The sequence below is a fragment of the Streptomyces bambusae genome, from assembly GCF_019400985.1.
Classification (GTDB): Bacteria; Actinomycetota; Actinomycetes; order Streptomycetales; family Streptomycetaceae; genus Streptomyces; species Streptomyces bambusae_A.
Genome location: NZ_WTFF01000024.1, coordinates 21,451 through 38,538 on the forward strand (window position 1 = coordinate 21,451; position 17,088 = coordinate 38,538).

At 72.6% G+C, this 17,088-nt stretch carries 18 protein-coding genes, 1 tRNA gene and 1 pseudogene; 10 read left to right on the top strand and 10 right to left on the bottom strand.

The genetic code is table 11. From position 1 onward, the window contains the following. Positions 1–23: 23 nt before the first annotated feature. Complete coding sequence (locus GPJ59_RS06355; protein ID WP_219665430.1) at positions 24–551, top strand: PadR family transcriptional regulator; 528 nt, start codon at positions 24–26, stop codon at positions 549–551. 55 nt (positions 552–606) lie between these two features. On the opposite strand, the gene GPJ59_RS06360 is transcribed toward GPJ59_RS06355, so the two are convergent. Continuing rightward, entirely contained in the window at positions 607–2,202 is a 1,596-nt protein-coding gene (locus GPJ59_RS06360; RefSeq protein ID WP_219665432.1) for a beta-N-acetylhexosaminidase, read from the bottom strand. Positions 2,203–2,255: 53 nt separating this feature from the next. Between GPJ59_RS06360 and GPJ59_RS06365 the strand changes: the two genes are divergently transcribed. The 3 genes from GPJ59_RS06365 to glmS all read left to right on the top strand — a co-directional run bounded on the left by GPJ59_RS06365 (position 2,256) and on the right by glmS (position 5,473). After that, positions 2,256–3,149 carry a DUF4429 domain-containing protein gene (locus tag GPJ59_RS06365; RefSeq protein WP_219665434.1) on the top strand — a complete coding sequence of 298 codons (894 nt, stop codon included), beginning with the start codon at positions 2,256–2,258 and terminating at the stop codon, positions 3,147–3,149. A 143-nt stretch (positions 3,150–3,292) separates the two neighbouring features. Further along, positions 3,293–3,568, top strand: coding sequence for a hypothetical protein (locus tag GPJ59_RS06370; protein ID WP_219665437.1), 276 nt, complete (start codon positions 3,293–3,295; stop codon positions 3,566–3,568). Between the two features lie 87 nt (positions 3,569–3,655). Beyond that, positions 3,656–5,473, top strand: coding sequence for a glutamine--fructose-6-phosphate transaminase (isomerizing) (glmS, locus tag GPJ59_RS06375; RefSeq protein WP_219665439.1), 1,818 nt, complete (start codon positions 3,656–3,658; stop codon positions 5,471–5,473). 115 nt (positions 5,474–5,588) lie between these two features. Here the strand turns inward: glmS and GPJ59_RS06380 are convergent, their stop codons facing one another. Further along, a complete protein-coding gene (locus tag GPJ59_RS06380) occupies positions 5,589–6,155 on the bottom strand; it encodes a GPR1/FUN34/YaaH family transporter (protein WP_219665440.1) in 567 nt (188 codons plus the stop codon). 98 nt (positions 6,156–6,253) lie between these two features. Beyond that, complete coding sequence (locus GPJ59_RS06385; protein ID WP_219665442.1) at positions 6,254–6,784, bottom strand: universal stress protein; 531 nt, start codon at positions 6,782–6,784, stop codon at positions 6,254–6,256. Positions 6,785–7,080: 296 nt separating this feature from the next. Between GPJ59_RS06385 and GPJ59_RS06390 the strand changes: the two genes are divergently transcribed. The 4 genes from GPJ59_RS06390 to GPJ59_RS06405 all read left to right on the top strand — a co-directional run bounded on the left by GPJ59_RS06390 (position 7,081) and on the right by GPJ59_RS06405 (position 9,921). Further along, entirely contained in the window at positions 7,081–7,521 is a 441-nt protein-coding gene (locus GPJ59_RS06390; protein WP_374200789.1) for a hypothetical protein, read from the top strand. A gap of 374 nt (positions 7,522–7,895) precedes the next feature. After that, positions 7,896–9,059, top strand: a complete 1,164-nt coding sequence (locus GPJ59_RS06395) for a helix-turn-helix domain-containing protein (RefSeq protein WP_219665443.1) — start codon at positions 7,896–7,898, stop codon at positions 9,057–9,059. Between the two features lie 90 nt (positions 9,060–9,149). Beyond that, positions 9,150–9,752 carry an oligoribonuclease gene (gene orn, locus GPJ59_RS06400; protein WP_219665445.1) on the top strand — a complete coding sequence of 201 codons (603 nt, stop codon included), beginning with the start codon at positions 9,150–9,152 and terminating at the stop codon, positions 9,750–9,752. Positions 9,753–9,848: 96 nt separating this feature from the next. Further along, positions 9,849–9,921 (top strand) — tRNA-His (locus GPJ59_RS06405). A gap of 140 nt (positions 9,922–10,061) precedes the next feature. Here GPJ59_RS06405 and GPJ59_RS37185 read toward each other — a convergent pair. Beyond that, positions 10,062–10,175, bottom strand: a pseudogene (locus tag GPJ59_RS37185) (LacI family transcriptional regulator); the annotation flags it as partial. Positions 10,176–10,189: 14 nt separating this feature from the next. Next, positions 10,190–11,059 (bottom strand): NmrA family NAD(P)-binding protein, encoded by an 870-nt coding sequence (locus GPJ59_RS06410; RefSeq protein ID WP_219665446.1) that lies wholly within the window; start codon positions 11,057–11,059, stop codon positions 10,190–10,192. Positions 11,060–11,165: 106 nt separating this feature from the next. Between GPJ59_RS06410 and GPJ59_RS06415 the strand changes: the two genes are divergently transcribed. Continuing rightward, positions 11,166–11,666, top strand: a complete 501-nt coding sequence (locus GPJ59_RS06415) for a MarR family winged helix-turn-helix transcriptional regulator (protein ID WP_219665447.1) — start codon at positions 11,166–11,168, stop codon at positions 11,664–11,666. A 136-nt stretch (positions 11,667–11,802) separates the two neighbouring features. Here GPJ59_RS06415 and GPJ59_RS06420 read toward each other — a convergent pair whose 3' ends face one another. From GPJ59_RS06420 to GPJ59_RS06435, 4 genes are all read right to left on the bottom strand, one after another. Further along, a complete protein-coding gene (locus GPJ59_RS06420; RefSeq protein ID WP_219665448.1) occupies positions 11,803–12,102 on the bottom strand; it encodes a hypothetical protein in 300 nt (99 codons plus the stop codon). Between the two features lie 66 nt (positions 12,103–12,168). Continuing rightward, the gene (locus tag GPJ59_RS06425; RefSeq protein ID WP_219665449.1) at positions 12,169–12,882 is read right to left on the bottom strand and encodes an NADPH-dependent F420 reductase; all 714 of its coding nucleotides are present in this window, start codon (positions 12,880–12,882) and stop codon (positions 12,169–12,171) included. A 131-nt stretch (positions 12,883–13,013) separates the two neighbouring features. Beyond that, complete coding sequence (locus GPJ59_RS06430) at positions 13,014–14,519, bottom strand: sensor histidine kinase (RefSeq protein WP_219665450.1); 1,506 nt, start codon at positions 14,517–14,519, stop codon at positions 13,014–13,016. A gap of 112 nt (positions 14,520–14,631) precedes the next feature. After that, on the bottom strand, positions 14,632–15,321 hold the full coding sequence (locus tag GPJ59_RS06435; protein WP_219665451.1) for a response regulator transcription factor: 690 nt from the start codon (positions 15,319–15,321) through the stop codon (positions 14,632–14,634). A gap of 79 nt (positions 15,322–15,400) precedes the next feature. On the opposite strand from GPJ59_RS06435, the gene GPJ59_RS06440 reads away from it, so the two are divergent. Then, entirely contained in the window at positions 15,401–15,958 is a 558-nt protein-coding gene (locus GPJ59_RS06440) for a hypothetical protein (RefSeq protein WP_219665453.1), read from the top strand. A gap of 62 nt (positions 15,959–16,020) precedes the next feature. Here GPJ59_RS06440 and GPJ59_RS06445 read toward each other — a convergent pair whose 3' ends face one another. Continuing rightward, positions 16,021–16,944: a spermidine synthase gene (locus GPJ59_RS06445; RefSeq protein WP_219665454.1), complete on the bottom strand. Its 924-nt coding sequence runs from the start codon at positions 16,942–16,944 to the stop codon at positions 16,021–16,023. Between the last annotated feature and the right edge of the window lie 144 nt (positions 16,945–17,088).

Sequence of the window (17,088 nt, forward strand, 5' to 3'; positions counted from 1 at the left end):
CGATATCGAGTTATCCTGGGCCCATGCTCAAGCTCGCGATCCTCGGGTTCCTCCACGACCGGCCGATGCACGGCTACGAGCTGCGCCGGCACCTGGCCGCACTCACCGGCCACGTCCGCCCGATCAGTGACGGCACCCTCTATCCGGCGATCAAGCGCCTGGAGGCCGGCGGGCTGCTCGTCCGCGAGACCGAGCCCGGATCGGCCGCCGCCCCCCGGCACACCCTGCACCTCACCCCGGCCGGGCGGGCGGCACTGCTCGAACGGCTGGGCGCGCCCGAGCAGTTGGACATCAGCGACGAGAACCGCTGGTTCACCGTCCTGGCCTTCCTCCGCCACCTCGACGACCCCGGCCGGCAGGCCACCGTGCTCCGTCGCCGGCTCGCCTTCCTCGAAGAGCCCGCCAGCTTCTTCTACGACGACACCCGACCGCTCCGCGCCGAGGAGATCACCGACCCGTTCCGCAGCGGCATCCTGACGATCGCCCGGGCGACCTCCCAGGCCGAACTCGCATGGCTGTCCGACACTCTTGCCGCCCTCGACGCCGCGTGATCGTGAGCGAGCCGCAGGATTCCGCGAAGCGGACCACCGCCCCACTCGTCGCATGTCACGGCCAGGGGACCTCCTGGGCCCGGTGGAAGCCGATGGCCTGGTCCGTCATGCGCGGACCCTGCGCGGCCAGGCGGAGCCGGTAGCGGTCCCAGTCCAGGGCGGTGGCCGGGGACCAGCCCAGCTCCGCGAGGCCGAGGACCCGCGGGAAGGCCATGTGCTCCAGGGCCACCACCGAGTCGACCGTCTCCGTCCACAGGGCGGCCTCCACGCCGAGCACGGCGGATTCGGGCACCCCGGACACGTGGGTGCCCGGGTCCCAGGCGTAGGACCGCCGCACCGGCACGTACCCGGCCCACACCAGCCCCGGGCCGGTGCTCTTGTCGTACTTCATGTCGAGGTAGGCCCGGTCCGCCGGCGAGAGCACCACCTTGTGGCCCGCCCGCACGGCCGCCGCCACCTTCGCCTTCTCCGCCGCCGGCGTCCGGTCGTGCCCCCACCACTGCAGGACCGCTCCCGGCGCGGGCTTCGCCCCGGCCAGCTGGTGCCAGGCGACGACCTGCTTGCCGTACACCGCCACCGCCTTCTGCGCCCGGTCCATGAAGGCCGTGTAGTCGGCCGCGCTCGTGGAGTGGGCCTCGTCGCCGCCGATGTGCAAGTAGCGGCCCGGGGTCGCCTCGGCGACCTCGCGCAGGACGTCGTCGACGAACTCGTAGGTCTTCGCCTTGCGCACGCACAGCGAGCTGAAGCCGACCTTGGTCCCCGTGTAGCGGTCCCGGGGCTTCCCGTCGCAGTTCAGGTCCGCGTAGGAAGCGAGGGCGGCGTGGGTGTGGCCGGGCATGTCGATCTCGGGTACGACCTCCACGTACCGCTCGGCCGCGTACGCCACCAGCTCGCGGTATTCGTCCATGGTCCAGGCGCCGCCCGGGCCCCCGCCGACCTCGCTCCCCCCGCCGTACGCGGCCAGCATCGGCCAGGACTCGATCTCCAGGCGCCAGCCCTGGTCGTCGGTGAGGTGCAGGTGCAGAGTGTTGATCTTGTACTGGGCGAGCTGGTCGACGTACCGCTTGACCTGCTCCACGGTGAAGAAGTGCCGCGCGATGTCGAGCAGCGCGCCCCGGTAGGCGAACCGGGGGCGGTCCTCGATCCGGCCGCCCGGCACCGCGGCGGCCCCCGACACGGGCAGCAGCTGGCGCAGGGTCTGCGCGGCGTGGAAGAGGCCGGCGGGGGTGCGGGCGGTCATGGTCACGGCGGCCGGGGTGGACTCCAGCCGGTACCCCTCCTCCCCCAGCCCCTCGGTGTCCTCGCCCTTGTCGATCCGCAGCAGGATGCCGCTGCCCCCGGCGCCCTCGACGACCGGCAGCGGCACTCCGGTGGGGCCGCGCAGCTGCCGGGCGAGCAGCTCGCCGATCCGGCCCACCTCGTCGTCGCCCGGGGCGGTACGGATCACCGTGGCGGGACGGAGCCGGTATCCGGGGCCGCCGCTCTGCGCCATGGCGGGCGCGGGCAGCACGCGTTCGTAGGGCGCGAGTTCGGCCACCCGGCGCAGGTCCGGGTCGCCGGGTCTCGCATCGTCGGTGCCGCCTTCGGCCGCGGCGCAGGAGAGGGTGGCCGCGAGGGCCAGCAGGGCGCCGAGCATGCGCAGGACTCTCATGCTGCCCAGGTATAGGCCAACTCCCGCCCGTAGGGCTTTGCGAGAATCGATGGATGGCGGAAATCATCCAGAAGGACGGCACTTGGACCTTCGACGGCGACGCGGTGCACATCGTGCCGGGCCGCGACAAGGGGGTCGGACTGCTGCGGCAGACGCTCGGCGCGGTGTCCGTGCCGCTGCACGCGGTGGCGGGGATCAGCTTCGAGCCGGGGCGCAAGTCCGGCCGGCTGCGGCTGCGGCTGCGTGACGGCGCGGACCCACTGCTCCAGGTGACGGCGGGGCGGCTGCCGGACTCCTCGGACCCGTACGTGCTGACGGTGGAGACGGACCGGACCGGGGTCGCGGAGTACTTCGTGGACGAGGTCCGCAACGCGCTGCTGCTGGACCAGGTGGACCCCGGGCCGGCGGCGCAGTACCTGCTGCCCGGCCCGTCCGTGCCGCTCACGGTGGGGGCGGGTGACGGCACGGCCGCCTTCGACGGCTCGCGGATCACCCTGTCATGGAACTGGAAGACCGAGGAGGCCAAGAGCTCCGGCGGGTCGCGCAGCTTCCGGGTGGAGGACCTGCGGGCGGTGGAGTGGTTCCCGGCGGCCGGGCTGGAGAACGGCTACCTGCGCTTCGTCCTGGCGGCGAGCACCTCCTCCGCCCCGGACCCCAAGTACGACCCGCACGCCGTGGAGCTCTTCGGCTTCAAGAAGGACCCGCTGATGGCGCTGGTCGCGGCGGCCGTGCTGGTCCGCATGCCGCACCCGGCCGCGCCCGCCGCCGTCCCGGCCGAGGCGGCGCCGGTGCGGGAGCTGGCGGCGGGTCCCGCCGCCGAGCCGGCGGCCGACGACCACGACGTACTGCTGCGCCGACTGCGGGAGCTCGGCGAACTGCACCAGGCGGGGGTCCTGACCGCGGACGAGTTCTCGGCCGCGAAGCAGGCCGTGCTGCGCCGCTTCTGACCGGCGCCGCGCGGCTGTCGGGGGCTGCCGGGGGCCGCCAGGGGGCACGCTCCATGACGCTCCTCTGGTCCAGACCAGAGGGATCCTGCCCGATTCCGGGCAGGATCTTTGCGTTCCGGGGCGTTAACCGTCACTATCTACGGGTGCTCGACCGCCGCCCGTCACATGACGATCTTGTCGACCACCTGGTGCGCAGCACCGCGCTCCAGCGCGGCGAGGCCGTCCGGGTGGTGCTGGACGTGCTGGCGTACTTCGACGAGACGACCGAGGAGTTCGTCCGCCGCCGCCACCGCGAACTGCAGTCGGGCGGGGCGGTCAACGCGGACATCTTCGAGCGGATCGCGGCCGAGCTGCCGCACCGCGCCGTCGCACCGCCGCAGCTCACGCTGCGGCAGCTGCGGCGCATCGTCTACGGCTGAGGGGCCGGGGTACGGCTGAGGGGCCGGGCCGCCGTGCGGCGGACAGGCGGGCACTGGGACAGGGAACAACAGGAGGGGCTCAGCTCTATGTGCGGAATCGTCGGTTACATCGGCAAGCGTGATGTGGCACCGCTGCTGCTGGAGGGTCTGCAGCGGCTGGAGTACCGCGGGTACGACTCCGCGGGCATCGTCGTCAACAGCCCGAAGGCCGCCGCACTGAAGATGGTCAAGGCCAAGGGCCGGGTCCGCGACCTGGAGGCGCGCGTCCCCAAGCGCTTCGCGGGCACCACCGGCATCGCCCACACCCGCTGGGCCACCCACGGCGCCCCCAGCGACACCAACTCGCACCCGCACCTGGACCCCGAGGGCAAGGTCGCCGTCGTCCACAACGGCATCGTCGACAACGCCGCCGAGCTGCGCGCCAAGCTGGAGGCCGAGGGCGTCGTCTTCGCGTCCGAGACCGACACCGAGGTGATCACCCACCTCGTCGCCCGCTCCGTGGCCGCCACGCTGGAGGAGAAGGTCCGCGAGGCGCTCAAGCTCATCGAGGGCACGTACGGCATCGCCGTCATGCACGCCGACTTCGCCGACCGCATCGTCGTGGCCCGCAACGGCTCGCCCGTCGTCCTCGGCATCGGCGAGAAGGAGATGTTCGTCGCCTCCGACGTCGCCGCGCTGATCGCCCACACCCGCCAGGTCGTCACCCTGGAGGACGGCGAGATGGCGACCATCAAGGCCGACGACTTCCGCACGTACACCACCAGCGGGACGACGACCAACGCCACGCCCGAGACCGTGGAGTGGGAGGCCGCCTCCTACGACATGGGCGGCCACGACACGTACATGCACAAGGAGATCTCCGAGCAGCCCGACGCGGTCGACCGCGTGCTGCGCGGCCGGATCGACGACCGCTTCAGCACCGTGCACCTGGGCGGCCTGAACCTGGACCCGCGCGAGGCCCGCGGCATCCGCCGGGTCAAGATCCTCGGCTGCGGCACCTCGTACCACGCGGGCCTGATCGGCGCGTCGCTGATCGAGGGCATGGCCCGGATCCCCGCCGACGCCGAGCCGGCGTCGGAGTTCCGCTACCGCAACCCGGTCGTCGACCCCGACACCCTCTACATCGCGGTCTCGCAGTCCGGTGAGACCTACGACGTGCTCGCCGCGGTGCAGGAGCTCAAGCGCAAGGGCGCCCGCGTCCTCGGCGTGGTGAACGTGGTCGGCTCGGCCATCGCCCGCGAGGCCGACGGCGGCGTGTACGTGCACGCCGGTCCCGAGGTGTGCGTGGTGTCCACCAAGTGCTTCACCAACACGGTCGTCGCCTTCGCGCTGCTCGCCGTGCACCTCGGCCGGATACGGGACCTGTCCGTCACCGACGGCAAGCGGATCATCGAGGGCCTGCGCAAGCTGCCCTCGCAGATCCAGGAGATCCTGGCGCAGGAGGAGGACATCAAGAAGCTGGCGGCGCAGTACGCCGACGCCAAGTCGATGATGTTCATCGGCCGGGTCCGGGGCTACCCGGTCGCCCTGGAGGCCTCCCTCAAGCTCAAGGAGATCTCCTACATCCACGCCGAGGCCTACCCGGCGTCGGAGCTCAAGCACGGCCCGCTGGCCCTGATCGAGCCCTCGCTGCCGACCGTCGCGATCGTCCCCGACGACGACCTGCTGGAGAAGAACCGCGCGGCGCTGGAGGAGATCAAGGCCCGCAGCGGCCGGATCCTGGCGGTCGCCCACCGCGAGCAGGAGAAGGCCGACCACACGATCGTCGTCCCGAAGAACGAGGACGAGCTGGACCCGATCCTGATGGGCATCCCGCTCCAGCTGCTGGCGTACCACACCGCCCTGGCCATGGGCCGGGACATCGACAAGCCGCGCAACCTGGCGAAGTCCGTCACGGTGGAGTAGCCCCGGCGGCGCCCGCATCCGCGGACGACCCCCTGCTACGCGTACGGCCCCTCGTGCACCTGGTGCACGAGGGGCCGTACGCGTATGCGCGCTGTGCGCGGCTGCGGTGCGGGCGTCAGCTCGCGGCGACCGCCCGGCTGCCGGACCGGCCGAGCGAGACCGGCCAGTTGGCGAGCGCGGCCGTGGTGCCGTACCAGGCCATCAGCCCGGCGACGGCGGCCACCCAGCCCCCGGCCTTCGCCAGCCCGCCGACACCGGCGAACGAGCCCACGGCCAGCACCAGGAGGGACAGGAAGAGCAGGCCGTACACGCCCTGGCTGAACAGACCGCTCGGCGCGCTCGCGGCGAGGGTCAGTGCGAGCATGGCGAAGAGCACCAGAAACGTTCCGGCGGCGTGCTCGGAGACCTTGTCCCCGGCTCCGCTGGCCCAGGTGAACCAGAAGGCGCCGAGGCCGGCGAAGGCGGTGCCGTTGAAGCCGTTGCCGCCCCGGAACTCGAGGAGTCCGAGGAGGAAGAGGGCTATGCCGCCGACGAAGGTGGCGAGGGAAACGGAATCCGCCGCGGACACGCCGCTGATCACACCGGTGTGGCCGATTCCGAACGCGAGAAGGGTGAGACCGAGGGCCAGGTGACCCAGGGTCGAAGTCGAGGCCTTGCTTCCCGCGGCGACGTCGTTGTCCACGGCGGGGCTCCCTTCGATCTGCTGTTTTGTGCTGCTACCCAGCGACTTTTATGTACCCTTCACATGGGTGCACAACCGCACAATCAGCAATCGAACGGTCACGGAATGACAACGACGGGACGCTGTGCCCGCTTGGCGAGCCGGCCCGCCACGGAGCCGAAAATGCGCCCCACGATCCCGTGCGTGGAACCGACCACGATGGCATCGGCCGAATACTCGCGGCCGACCTCCTCCAGCTCGTGGCAGATGTCCCCGCCGCGCTCCACGAGGATCCACGGCACCTCGGCCAGATAGTCGGCGCAGGCCAGCTCCAGGCCCAGCACCTCGGTGCGGTGGTCGGGCACGTCCACGAACACGGGCGGCTCGCAGCCGGCCCACACGGTGGTGGGCAGCCGGTTGGCGACGTGGACGATGATCAGACCGGAGCCGGAGCGACGGGCCATGCCGATGGCGTAGGCCAGGGCGCGCTCGCTGGAGGTCGAGCCGTCGAAGCCGACCACGACGCCGTGCCGGAAGGCCGGGTCGCAGGGATGGCGTGCCTCTTCCACCGCGCGCAGGTCGGACGACACGGGGTCGGCGAGGCGCTTGCGCTTGCGGTCCGCGGGTTCGGGAAATTCGTGACCGGCCATGGGTGTCTCGGCGAAGAGTCCTCAGTATTCGGCAACGGAGGGTGACGGAGCTTACGTCCGGGAAGCATCTTCCCAAGCCCTTACCCACCAGGGTACGGCGACACTCCTGTCCAGGACAGGGCTTGCCGCCCTTGGAGAGCGTCCCAGGGAGCATGCCGGAGAGGGGCCTCCTTGGCAATGGCCGCTGGTCCCTACAGGCAGTGACGGGCCACCTCCGCGCACAGTGACCGAGGCCCCTCGCACCGCGTTGGACCAGGCGCCCGACCTTCAGGTACGAGCCCGCGAGGGAGCCCGCCGTGTCCGGTCATCCGGTCCGTCCCGGCCAGCACGATCGGCCGACGCCGTCCGTCCACCCGCCCGCCCGGTCCGCCCACCGGCCCGCCCGCCACTCCGTTCACCCGTCCGTGCGGTCCGCGCGCCGGCAGCCGCAGGACGACCCTGCGGGTGACGTGGTGCGCTGGGCCGCCTTCAGCTGCCTGCTGGTGCCGGTGGTGCTCGTGGTCTACGGGACCTCGTTCGGCGGGGCCGCGGTGGCGACCCTGGGCCTGGTGGCCGTCACCGCCGCGTGCCGGGTGATGCTGCGCCGCGCCGAGCGGACGCAGCGGGCCGAGCGGGCCGCGGCCCGCGGGGGCGGCCCCGAGCAGGCCCCTTCCGTGCACCGCGGACGGCACTCCCGGACCGGGACCGGCGCGCACCGCGGCTGCCACGGTTCGGGCGGGATCTCCCCGCACGACTGACCGGTTCGCACACCCGCTCCCGCACGTTTTCAGCCAACTTCGCGGACGGTGGCAATCCCTGCCGGAATGCCCACCCGATCCCGCTACCACCAGCGACGACGACCGAAGGGGTGCGTGGTGACCCTATGCGTACAGGCCACACGCGCGCGGCGCACTTCCCCCCAAGGTCGCGGAGTGGAACGCTTCCTGATCGAATGCTTTTCGCCAAGTTGCCAAGTCGACATTGCGGTGCGTGCTGAACTTGTCACGCCGACACCACGCGACGCAGTAGATTCGATCATGTATTTACGGCGGGGGACACGTGCAAGGCCGAGGGGAAACGTGCAGGTGCGACCAGACCAAGGAGTCGCGACACCCAAGGGGGGCTTAGCGCCATGAGCCAGGACTCCACCGCCGTCGTCACGGACGCCGGCCGGAAGCTCGCGGGGCGCCGCCGCAGGGAGATTGTCGCGGTGCTGCTCTTCAGCGGCGGTCCGATCTTCGAGAGTTCCATTCCACTCTCCGTGTTCGGCATTGACCGGCAGGACGCGGGAGTTCCACGCTACCGACTGCTCGTGTGCGCCGGTGAGGAAGGTCCGCTGCGGACCACCGGCGGGCTCGAACTGACCGCGCCGTACGGGTTGGAGGCGATCGCCCGGGCAGGCACGGTCGTCGTTCCCGCCTGGCGCTCCATCACCTCACCGCCGCCTCCGGAAGCGCTCGACGCCCTGCGTCAGGCGCACGAGGAAGGCGCCCGGATCGTCGGACTGTGCACGGGAGCCTTCGTGCTCGCCGCCGCCGGTCTGCTGGACGGGCGGCCCGCGACGACGCACTGGATGTACGCGCCGACGCTGGCCAAGCGGTACCCGTCCGTCCATGTCGACCCGCGCGAACTGTTCGTGGACGACGGCGACGTGCTGACGTCCGCGGGCACCGCGGCCGGAATCGACCTGTGCCTGCACATCGTGCGCACCGACCACGGCAGCGAGGCGGCCGGGGCACTGGCCCGCCGGCTCGTCGTCCCGCCGCGGCGCACGGGCGGCCAGGAGCGCTACCTCGACCGGTCGCTGCCGGAGGAGATCGGCGCCGACCCGCTCGCCGAGGTCGTCGCCTGGGCGCTGGAGCACCTCCACGAGCAGTTCGACGTGGAGACGCTGGCGGCCCGCGCCTACATGAGCAGGCGCACCTTCGACCGGCGGTTCCGCTCGCTGACCGGCAGCGCGCCGCTCCAGTGGCTGATCACCCAGCGGGTGCTCCAGGCACAGCGGCTGCTGGAGACCTCCGACTACTCGGTCGACGAGGTCGCCGGGCGCTGCGGGTTCCGCTCGCCGGTCGCCCTGCGCGGGCACTTCCGGCGGCAGCTGGGGTCCTCCCCGGCGGCCTACCGCTCCGCCTACCGGGCGCGGCGGCCGCAGGCCGAGGTCGCGGAGATCTCCGGGTCCGCGGTTCCGCACCAGCGCACTCCGCAGCCCCAGCGGGCCGCGGCGGCCCTGGCGGCGACCGGCCCGACGGTCACCGAGCTCTACGCCCCGGGCCGGCACCTGCGCGACCACGCGTAGTCGGCACGCACAGCAGTACCCGCGGGTCCCCGCACCGGCCGTCGCCGGCGCGGGGACCCGCTGCGTCGCCGAGCCCCTAAGGTGGGACACATGAACGATCGCATGGTGTGGATCGACTGCGAGATGACCGGGCTCTCGCTGACGGACGACGCACTTATCGAGGTGGCCGCACTGGTCACCGACTCGGAGCTCAACGTGCTCGGCGACGGCGTGGACATCGTGATCCGCCCGCCGGACGCGGCCCTGGAGACCATGCCCGACGTGGTGCGCGCGATGCACACCGCTTCCGGCCTCCTCGACGAACTGGCCGGCGGAACGACCCTGGCCGACGCCGAGGCCCAGGTCCTGGCGTACGTGCGCGAGCACGTGAAGGAACCCGGCAAGGCGCCGCTGTGCGGGAACTCGGTCGGCACCGACCGCGGCTTCCTGCTGCGCGACATGCCGGCGGTGGAGGAATACCTGCACTACCGGATCGTGGACGTCTCCTCCATCAAGGAGCTGGCGCGCCGCTGGTACCCGCGGGCGTACTTCAACAGCCCGCCGAAGAACGGCAACCACCGCGCGCTCGCGGACATCAAGGAGTCCATCGCCGAGCTGCGCTACTACCGCGAGGCGGTCTTCGTGCCGCAGCCCGGACCGGACTCGGAGACGGCCAAGGCCATCGCCGCGAAGCACGTCCTGCCTGCGGAATAGCGGGCCCGGAGGAGGGGTGGCGATAAAGGGGGGAGCGAGCACCCTCCCGGACCCTGTACCCTTTTCTTCGGCCGGTCGGAAAACCGACCGGACATGGTGGGTGTAGCTCAGTTGGTAGAGCACCTGGTTGTGGTCCAGGTGGCCGCGGGTTCGAGTCCCGTCACTCACCCTGTCGGAGGGCCCCGGTCCGCTTCGTGCGGACCGGGGCCTTCTGCGTACCGGCCGACCGGTCGCGTCGGCGCCGACCCGGCTTGCGGGTGCCGACCGGTCACGCGGGTGCCGACCGGTCGCGAGGACTGGCGGACCACCAACGCGGCGGCCCGCCGCGCGCAGCTCCCGGCAGGCCCCGGCCGCCGTCACGTCGGAGGCGGCGAAGATCCCGTCCACGTCCCCCCTGTGCTCCAGCAGCTCGCGCATGGCCCGCCCGCTCCGGCCGCTCAGGCGGAGGACCCGGCGAGGAAGTCGGTGGAGGAGCCGCTGGAGGAGCCGGTGGAGAACTCGGCTGCGTGCTCCTCGGCCCAGGTCTCGAAGGTCCGGGCCGGGTGGCCGGTGAGCTGCTCGACGGCGTCGGTGACCTCCGCCGGGAGGCCGTCCTGGGCGGCCCAGTAGGCCAGGAGCGCGTCGGCGTAGGGGCCCGGTATATATCCCTCCACGTCGGACTTCCACTCCTCGGGTGTGACCGTCTCGTACGGCACGGGCCGCCCCAGGACGCTGCCGAGGACCGCCAGCTGGGTGGCGAACGTCAGGGTCCGCGGTCCGGTCAGGGTGTAGGCACGGCCGCCGAGGGCCGGGTCGGTGAGGACGGCGAAGGCCGCCTCGGACAGGTCGGCCTCGTGGACCGGGTCGCAGTAGGCGCCGGGATACGGCAGCCTGACGGGCGAGCCGGACTTCACGGCCCAGGCGAAGCCGCGGGCGTTGCCCGCGAAGGCGCCGGGACGCAGCAGCGTGGTGCGCAGCGGCGAGGCCAGCAGGGCCTTCTCCACGGCGAGGTGAGAGGCCGCCAGGGGGCTGTCGGCGGCGTCGCCGGCCAGCACGCTGGACGAGGACAGGAGCACGACGTGCTCGACACCTGCGGCGACGGCCTCCTTGACGAAGGCGTCGACCGCGGCCGCCTCGGCGTAGAGGAAGACGGACCGGATGCCTTCGAGGGCTGCGGGGAAGGTGGCGGGATCGGTGAGGTCGCAGTGGACCGCACCGGGCGTGCCGGGTTCGCGGGACGCGAGGCGGAAGGGGATCCCGCGCTCGGTCAGCAGGGCGACGAGGCCGCGGGCGACGGCGCCGCGTCCGCCGGTGACGAGGATGGACATGGAAGGCTCCCTCGGACGGTGCGCCACGGCTACAATCTCCCTGACGCAGATTCTGCGTGACACATTTACTGCGCTACGCAGATAAATCTGAAGCAAGGAGAAGCCCATGTCAAACGATTTCGCCCGTTCGGGTGAATGGAGCCGTGCGGAGCTGCTGGCGCGCGTCGTCACCGAGAGCCAGCGGCACTACGCCGAGTACTCGGTCTTCAACCAGGCGATGGCCGACCACGTGGGCCTGCACCCCACGGACATGCAGTGCGTGGCCCTGCTCGACCTGGAGCCCGGCCCGGTCAGCACGGGCGACATCGCCCGCCTCACCGGGCTGACCTCGGGCTCGGCCACCCGCCTCGTCGACCGCCTGGTCAAGGCCGGCATCGTCGAGCGCCGGGCCGACCCGCACGACCGCCGCCGTTCGCTCGTGACCCTCGCCCCGTCCGCCCGCACCCGTATCGCGCAGGCCTGGGAGACCCCCGGCCAGGCCTTCGGCGCGGTCCTGGCCTCCTACTCCGACGCCGAGCTCTCCGTCATCGCCGACTACCTCCACCGCACCGCCGAGGTCGGCCGCGCCCAGGCCCGTCGCCTCGCCTCCGGCGAGACCGGCGCCTGAAGCCCTTCCCGCCGCCGGCTCTGACGCGACCGCCGCCCCGGCCCGGTCCTGGCGCCCCGGCCCGGTCCGGGCGTCCCGGCCGGGCCCGGGGTCCTCCTGACCGGCCTCCCGGCTCAGCCGGTCGCCTTCATCTCGCTCAGCCGGTCGCCTTCATCGCGCTCAGCCCCTTCTGCAGCCCCTCCTGATCCATCACCGGAGAGACCTCGATCTCCGCGTTGAACTGCATGAACAGGTCCTCCACGAGCGGCGGGATCTGAGCGCTGTCGTTGAGGTCGAAGACGATCCAGCAGGTGCGGACCCCCTCCGACAGGCCGAAGTAGGCGGCCTCCGGCTTGACGGCGTCCACCAGCCTCTTGACGCTCTGGGGCAGCGCCCCGCTCTTGAGCCCCTCGTTGCCGGCGGGGGTGTCGATGTGGGCCCGGAGCATGACTCTCATGCGTGACTCCTTCCGTCACGACCACCGTCCGACGCGTCCCGGGCACCGGCAACATCTGGCCACCCGTCAGTGGCCGCCCCACGCCCCCGGACCGCCCGCGCCCTGGATGTGGAAGTTGAAGTCGGTGTGCCCGAGCGCGCCCATCAGCCGGAGCCAGATGGGCAGCAGCATCTCGGTGCCGCGCGCGGTCTCGATGCCCCCGAGGTCCAGCACACCCGATTCCGGCCAGCCGAAGGAGTGCAGCAACTCGCGCGCCGTCTTCTTGGCCTCGGCGTCGTCCCCCGACAGGAACACGTGGTGCTCCCCCGCGACCCGGCCGGGGTCGACCATGACCAGGCAGTTCATGGTGTTCAGGGTCTTGACCACCCGCAGCCCGGGGAAGGCCCGCTGGATCTGCTCCCCGAGGCTGTCGCTGTCGACGGGGTCCAGCCCGGGCGGGAAGCCGCGCGAGAAGTCGAGCGGGTTGGCGACGTCGAGCAGCACCTTGCCGTCCAGGTGGGCCGCGTCGGCAGCGGTCAGCGCGTCGATGCTGGCCTTCCCGCTCGTCGCGTTGACCAGGCAGTCCGCGTGGGCGGCGGCCTCCGCGAAGGTGCTCAGCCGCACCCGGGGATGTTCCTCCTGCCATGCCGCGTACGGTCCGACCCCGGTCGGGGTGGTCTCCGTACGGGCGAGGGTGGCGGCCGGGTCGCGGGTGCCGATGACGACGTCGTGGCCGAGGGAGTCGAGCTTGGCCGCGAGGGTGCGGCCGACGATTCCGGTGCCGAGGACGGCGTAGCGCATGACGGGGGTTCCCTTCGTCCGGTGCCGGCACACGAACCGGTGCCGGGCACGCCCCGGTGCATCGTGTCCAGTGTGGCGAGGAGGCCACCGAAGATGAAGGTGTCCCCGCGCCGGACCGTACCGACCGGGGGTCAGCTGCCGGACGAGGCGCGCCTTTCGGACACACTCGTTCGGCTCTGGCCGCCACGCTCGCCCCCACGCACGCCTTCGCGCTCACCCCCGCGCTCACCCCCACCTTCACGTTCACGTTCACGCCGCCCGCGCCGCTTGCGCCTCCCCCGGCGCCCCGGCCCGCCGTCCGCACCGCCGCGCCGGCTGCGCCCGTCCAGCCCGATCCACACCCGCACCTCGGTCCCCCCGAGCACCGAACGCCCCAGCCGTACGTCGCCGCCCGTGGACTCCGCGACCCTGCGTACGATGTCCAGCCCGAGCCCCGTCGAGCCGTCCCGCGCCCCGTCGTTGCCGCGCCGCAGCGCCGCGTCCGGGTCGGCGATGCCGGGGCCGCCGTCGGAGACCAGCACGATCACCGCGTCCCCGGCGTCGTGGACGTCCACCGCGAACGGGGTGCCCTCGGGGGTGTGCCGGAAGACGTTGCCCAGCATCGCGTCCAGCGCGGCGGCCAGTTCGGGCCGGGCGACCGGGATCCGTACCGTGCGGTCCACGCCCGCCAGCCGGACCGTGCGGCCCTCGTCCTCGGCCAGCGCCGACCAGAAGTCCATCCGCTCGCGGATCACCTCCGAGGCGTCGCAGCCGGCGCCGGCCCCGATGCCCTGGTTCGCGGGCCGCTGCTCGCGCGCCGTACGGATGATCGTGTCCACCTCGCGCTCCAGCTGCTCCACCGCCGCCCGGGTCTGCTCGGCCGCGGGGCCGTCCCCGAGCGAGGCGGTGTTGAGCCGCAGCACCGTCAGGGGTGTCCGCAGCCGGTGGGAGAGGTCGGCGGCCAGTTCCCGCTCGTTGGCGAGGAGCTCGACGACCTGGTCCGCCATGGAGTTGAACGCCACCGCCGCCGAGCGGAGCTCCTTGGGGCCGGCCTCGGGCACCCGCGCGCCGAGACGCCCCTCGCCGAGCTGGTGGGCGGCGTCGGCGAGCCGCTCCGCCGGCCGTACGAGCCGGGCCCCGAGGCGGTCCGCGACCGCGACCGAGCCGACGACGAGCGCGAGCCCGACGCCCGCGAGGACCAGCCAGGCGGTGGCGACGCCGTTGCTGACCTCGCTCTCCGGCACGTAGATCTCGACCACCGCGATGTCGCCGGACCCGATCGCGAAGGGCTGCAGCAGCGCCGAGCCGCCGCCCGCGACGGAGGCGGTGGTGGCCCGGCCGTACTCACGCGTGCGCGCCACGTCGCCGTCCGCGGCCCGGGCCCGGCCGATGGTCACCGCGGCGCTGCCGCCGATCGCGGGCACGTGCACGGCCATCCGCTCGGCGGCGCCCATCTGGGTGGACTCCACGGCCCGGCGCAGCTGTTGCGGGTCGGTGGTGATGGAGAGGGTCGGCCCGATCGTGGCGGCCTGCCGCTCGGCGTTGGAGAAGGCGCGGTCGCTGGCCATCTCCTGGACCACCAGCCCCAGCGGCACGGCGAACGCCACGACGACCATGGCGGTGACCGCCAGGCACACCTTCACCAGGGCCCATCTCATCGTGCTCGGCCCGCTCCGCCGCGGCAGCGGCCCTCGTCACGGCCACCCGCGCGGCGCACGTCCGCGGTCGCCGCCGTCGTGGTCCGCGGCCCGCCGGCCACGCGTGCGACGCTCACGCCGGCGGCTCCAGCTTCACCCCGACCCCCCGCAGCGTGTGCAGGTAGCGCGGGTTCGCTGCGGTCTCGCCCAGCTTGCGGCGCAGCCAGGACAGGTGGACGTCGATGGTCTGGTCGTCCCCGTACGACTGCTGCCACACCTCGGCGAGCAGCTCGCGGCGGGCCACGACCACCCCGGGCCGCCCGGCCAGGAAGGCCAGCAGGTCGAACTCGCGCCGGGTCAGGTCCAGTACCGCCCCGTCCAGTTCGGCCGTCCGCCGCAGCGGGTCGATGGCCAGGCCGCCGACCCGCAGCACGCGCGAGGGCGGCTCGGCCCCGGCGGCCGAACGGGCCCGGCGCAGGACGGCGGCCATCCGGGCGGAGAGGTGTTCCACGGAGAAGGGCTTGGTCAGGTAGTCGTCGGCGCCGGCGTGGAGCAACCGGACGATCTCGGCCTCGTCGTCGCGCGCGGTCGCGATGATCACCGGGACGTCGGTGATGCCGCGCAGCATCTTCAGCGCCTCCGACCCGTCCAGGTCGGGCAGTCCGAGGTCCAGCACGACGACGTCGAAGCGGTGGTGGGCGACTTCGCGCAGCGCCTCCAGGGCCGTACCGACGCTCCGCACGGTGTGGGACGCCTCGGTCAGGTGCCGGATCAAGGCGGAACGTACGAACTGGTCGTCCTCGACCACGAGCACACTTGCCATGGCCCGCACCGTACGCCATTCGGGGGACGCCTGGAGGTGCCGGGCGGTCTCCGGTACGAGTGGTGCAGTATGTGCCTCCATGCACAGAGGACTTGTACACGCGTTCGCCTGGCTGCTGGCGACCGGGGCGGCGGTGACGCTGTCCTGGTGGGGTGTGCACACGGTGATGTCCGGCACGGCCTACGACCGCCCGCTGGCGGTTCCGCTCACCACCCGGCCGCTGTCCTCCTCGACGAACGGCTCGGAACCGTCCGCGCCGCCCGCCCCGTCCGGTTCGGCGGGCTCCCCGGCCGCGTCGCCGGCGTCCCCGTCGGCCGCGCCGTCCGCCTCGCCCCAGTCCTCCGGTCCGGGCACCCCGAAGCCCTCGTCCGGTAGCCGGTCCGGCCCGGGCCAGGCCGGCGGGAGCGCGGACAGTGTGAAGGGCTGGACGGTCGCGGGCGGCCGGGTCGTCCTCGACCTCGGTCCGGCCTCGGCCGAGCTGGTCTCGGCGGCGCCGGCGGCGGGCTGGCGGATGCAGGTCTGGAAGCAGCCCTACTGGATCCGGGTCACCTTCACCCGCGACAACCGCGAGGTCTCGGTCTTCTGCACCTGGCACGACCACGCCCCGGCCGTCGAGCTCGACGACCGCACCATCTGAGACGTCAGTACCGGCTCAGACGGCAGCACCACCTCAGAAGCCGACCCGATCAGCTCACGCCGTCACCGGAAGACCGAAGGCGGCGGGGCCGGGGAGGCCACCGCCGTGGCGTCCGCGACGGGCGCCGCGCCGCCCGTGAAGTCCGCGAGCTCCCGCCCGTGCAGGACCCGCCCGGGGTGCGGGTCGCTCGCCACCCGGCGGGTGAACTCGGCGACCGGGAGCTCCTGGTCGGCAGCCACGAGAACGGCATTGCCGAAACGTTTCCCCCTGAGCACCACGGGATCCGCCGCCAGCGCCAGCCGGCCGAACCGGGCCGCGGCCGTGGCGATCTGCCCGCGCAGGTGCGCCAGCGGCGGACCGTCCGCGAGGTTGGCGACGTACCAGCCGGTGGGCGACAGGGCCCGGCGTACGTCGTCCAGGAACTCGGTGCTCGTCAGGTGCGCCGGGGTACGCGCGCCGCTGAACACGTCCGCGATCACCAGGTCCGCCCAGCCGTCCGGCACCTTGGCCAGCCCCGCCCGCGCGTCGACCGACCGGACCCGCACCCGCGCCTGCGGGTCCAGCGGCAGGTGCTCGCGTACGAAGGCCACCAGGCCCGCGTCGATCTCCACGACCTGCTGCGTGGACCGGGGCCGGGTGGCCGCCGTGTACCGGGCCAGGGTGAAGGCGCCGCCGCCCAGGTGGACCACGTTCACGGGCTGCCGGGCCGGGGCCGCCAGGTCGACGAGGTGGCCGATGCGCCGCTGGTAGGCGAAGTCGAGGTGGGCCGGGTCGGCCAGGTCCACATGGGACTGCGGAGCCCCGTCGATCAGCAAGGTGAAGGCGCCCGGCCGTTCCCGGTCCGGCTCCAGCTCCGCCGTGCCGCCGTCCACCCGCGCACTCCGCGGGCCCGGCGCCGCCGCTCGTCCACCGCTTCGCTGCCTGCCCTTTGCCACGCCCTCATTATCGCTGGTCAGCGCCGAGGCGGTGGGGGCGGGCGGCAGCATGTCTCTTATACAAATCTTACGCTGGCGAAGGGTCTACGGGTGTCTAGTGTGGAGGTGGGCGAGGCATTGAAGATATATGATCTAATGACTTATACAGGTATGAAACAGAATAAGTAGGACTAGGAGACGTCATCAAGGATAGTA

What these genes read in the sequence shown, in the direction of transcription:
- GPJ59_RS06440 (WP_219665453.1), top strand. Translation starts at nt 15,401, where the DNA reads ATGCACAGAGGACTTGTACACGCGTTCGCCTGGCTGCTGGCGACCGGG.
- GPJ59_RS06385 (WP_219665442.1), bottom strand. Translation starts at nt 6,784, where the DNA reads ATGGCCGGTCACGAATTTCCCGAACCCGCGGACCGCAAGCGCAAGCGC.
- orn (WP_219665445.1), top strand. Translation starts at nt 9,150, where the DNA reads ATGAACGATCGCATGGTGTGGATCGACTGCGAGATGACCGGGCTCTCG.
- GPJ59_RS06365 (WP_219665434.1), top strand. Translation starts at nt 2,256, where the DNA reads ATGGCGGAAATCATCCAGAAGGACGGCACTTGGACCTTCGACGGCGAC.
- GPJ59_RS06425 (WP_219665449.1), bottom strand. Translation starts at nt 12,882, where the DNA reads ATGCGCTACGCCGTCCTCGGCACCGGAATCGTCGGCCGCACCCTCGCG.
- GPJ59_RS06395 (WP_219665443.1), top strand. Translation starts at nt 7,896, where the DNA reads ATGAGCCAGGACTCCACCGCCGTCGTCACGGACGCCGGCCGGAAGCTC.
- GPJ59_RS06415 (WP_219665447.1), top strand. Translation starts at nt 11,166, where the DNA reads ATGTCAAACGATTTCGCCCGTTCGGGTGAATGGAGCCGTGCGGAGCTG.
- GPJ59_RS06355 (WP_219665430.1), top strand. Translation starts at nt 24, where the DNA reads ATGCTCAAGCTCGCGATCCTCGGGTTCCTCCACGACCGGCCGATGCAC.
- GPJ59_RS06360 (WP_219665432.1), bottom strand. Translation starts at nt 2,202, where the DNA reads ATGAGAGTCCTGCGCATGCTCGGCGCCCTGCTGGCCCTCGCGGCCACC.
- GPJ59_RS06435 (WP_219665451.1), bottom strand. Translation starts at nt 15,321, where the DNA reads ATGGCAAGTGTGCTCGTGGTCGAGGACGACCAGTTCGTACGTTCCGCC.
- GPJ59_RS06410 (WP_219665446.1), bottom strand. Translation starts at nt 11,059, where the DNA reads ATGTCCATCCTCGTCACCGGCGGACGCGGCGCCGTCGCCCGCGGCCTC.
- glmS (WP_219665439.1), top strand. Translation starts at nt 3,656, where the DNA reads ATGTGCGGAATCGTCGGTTACATCGGCAAGCGTGATGTGGCACCGCTG.
- GPJ59_RS06445 (WP_219665454.1), bottom strand. Translation starts at nt 16,944, where the DNA reads ATGCTGCCGCCCGCCCCCACCGCCTCGGCGCTGACCAGCGATAATGAG.
- GPJ59_RS06430 (WP_219665450.1), bottom strand. Translation starts at nt 14,519, where the DNA reads ATGAGATGGGCCCTGGTGAAGGTGTGCCTGGCGGTCACCGCCATGGTC.
- GPJ59_RS06420 (WP_219665448.1), bottom strand. Translation starts at nt 12,102, where the DNA reads ATGAGAGTCATGCTCCGGGCCCACATCGACACCCCCGCCGGCAACGAG.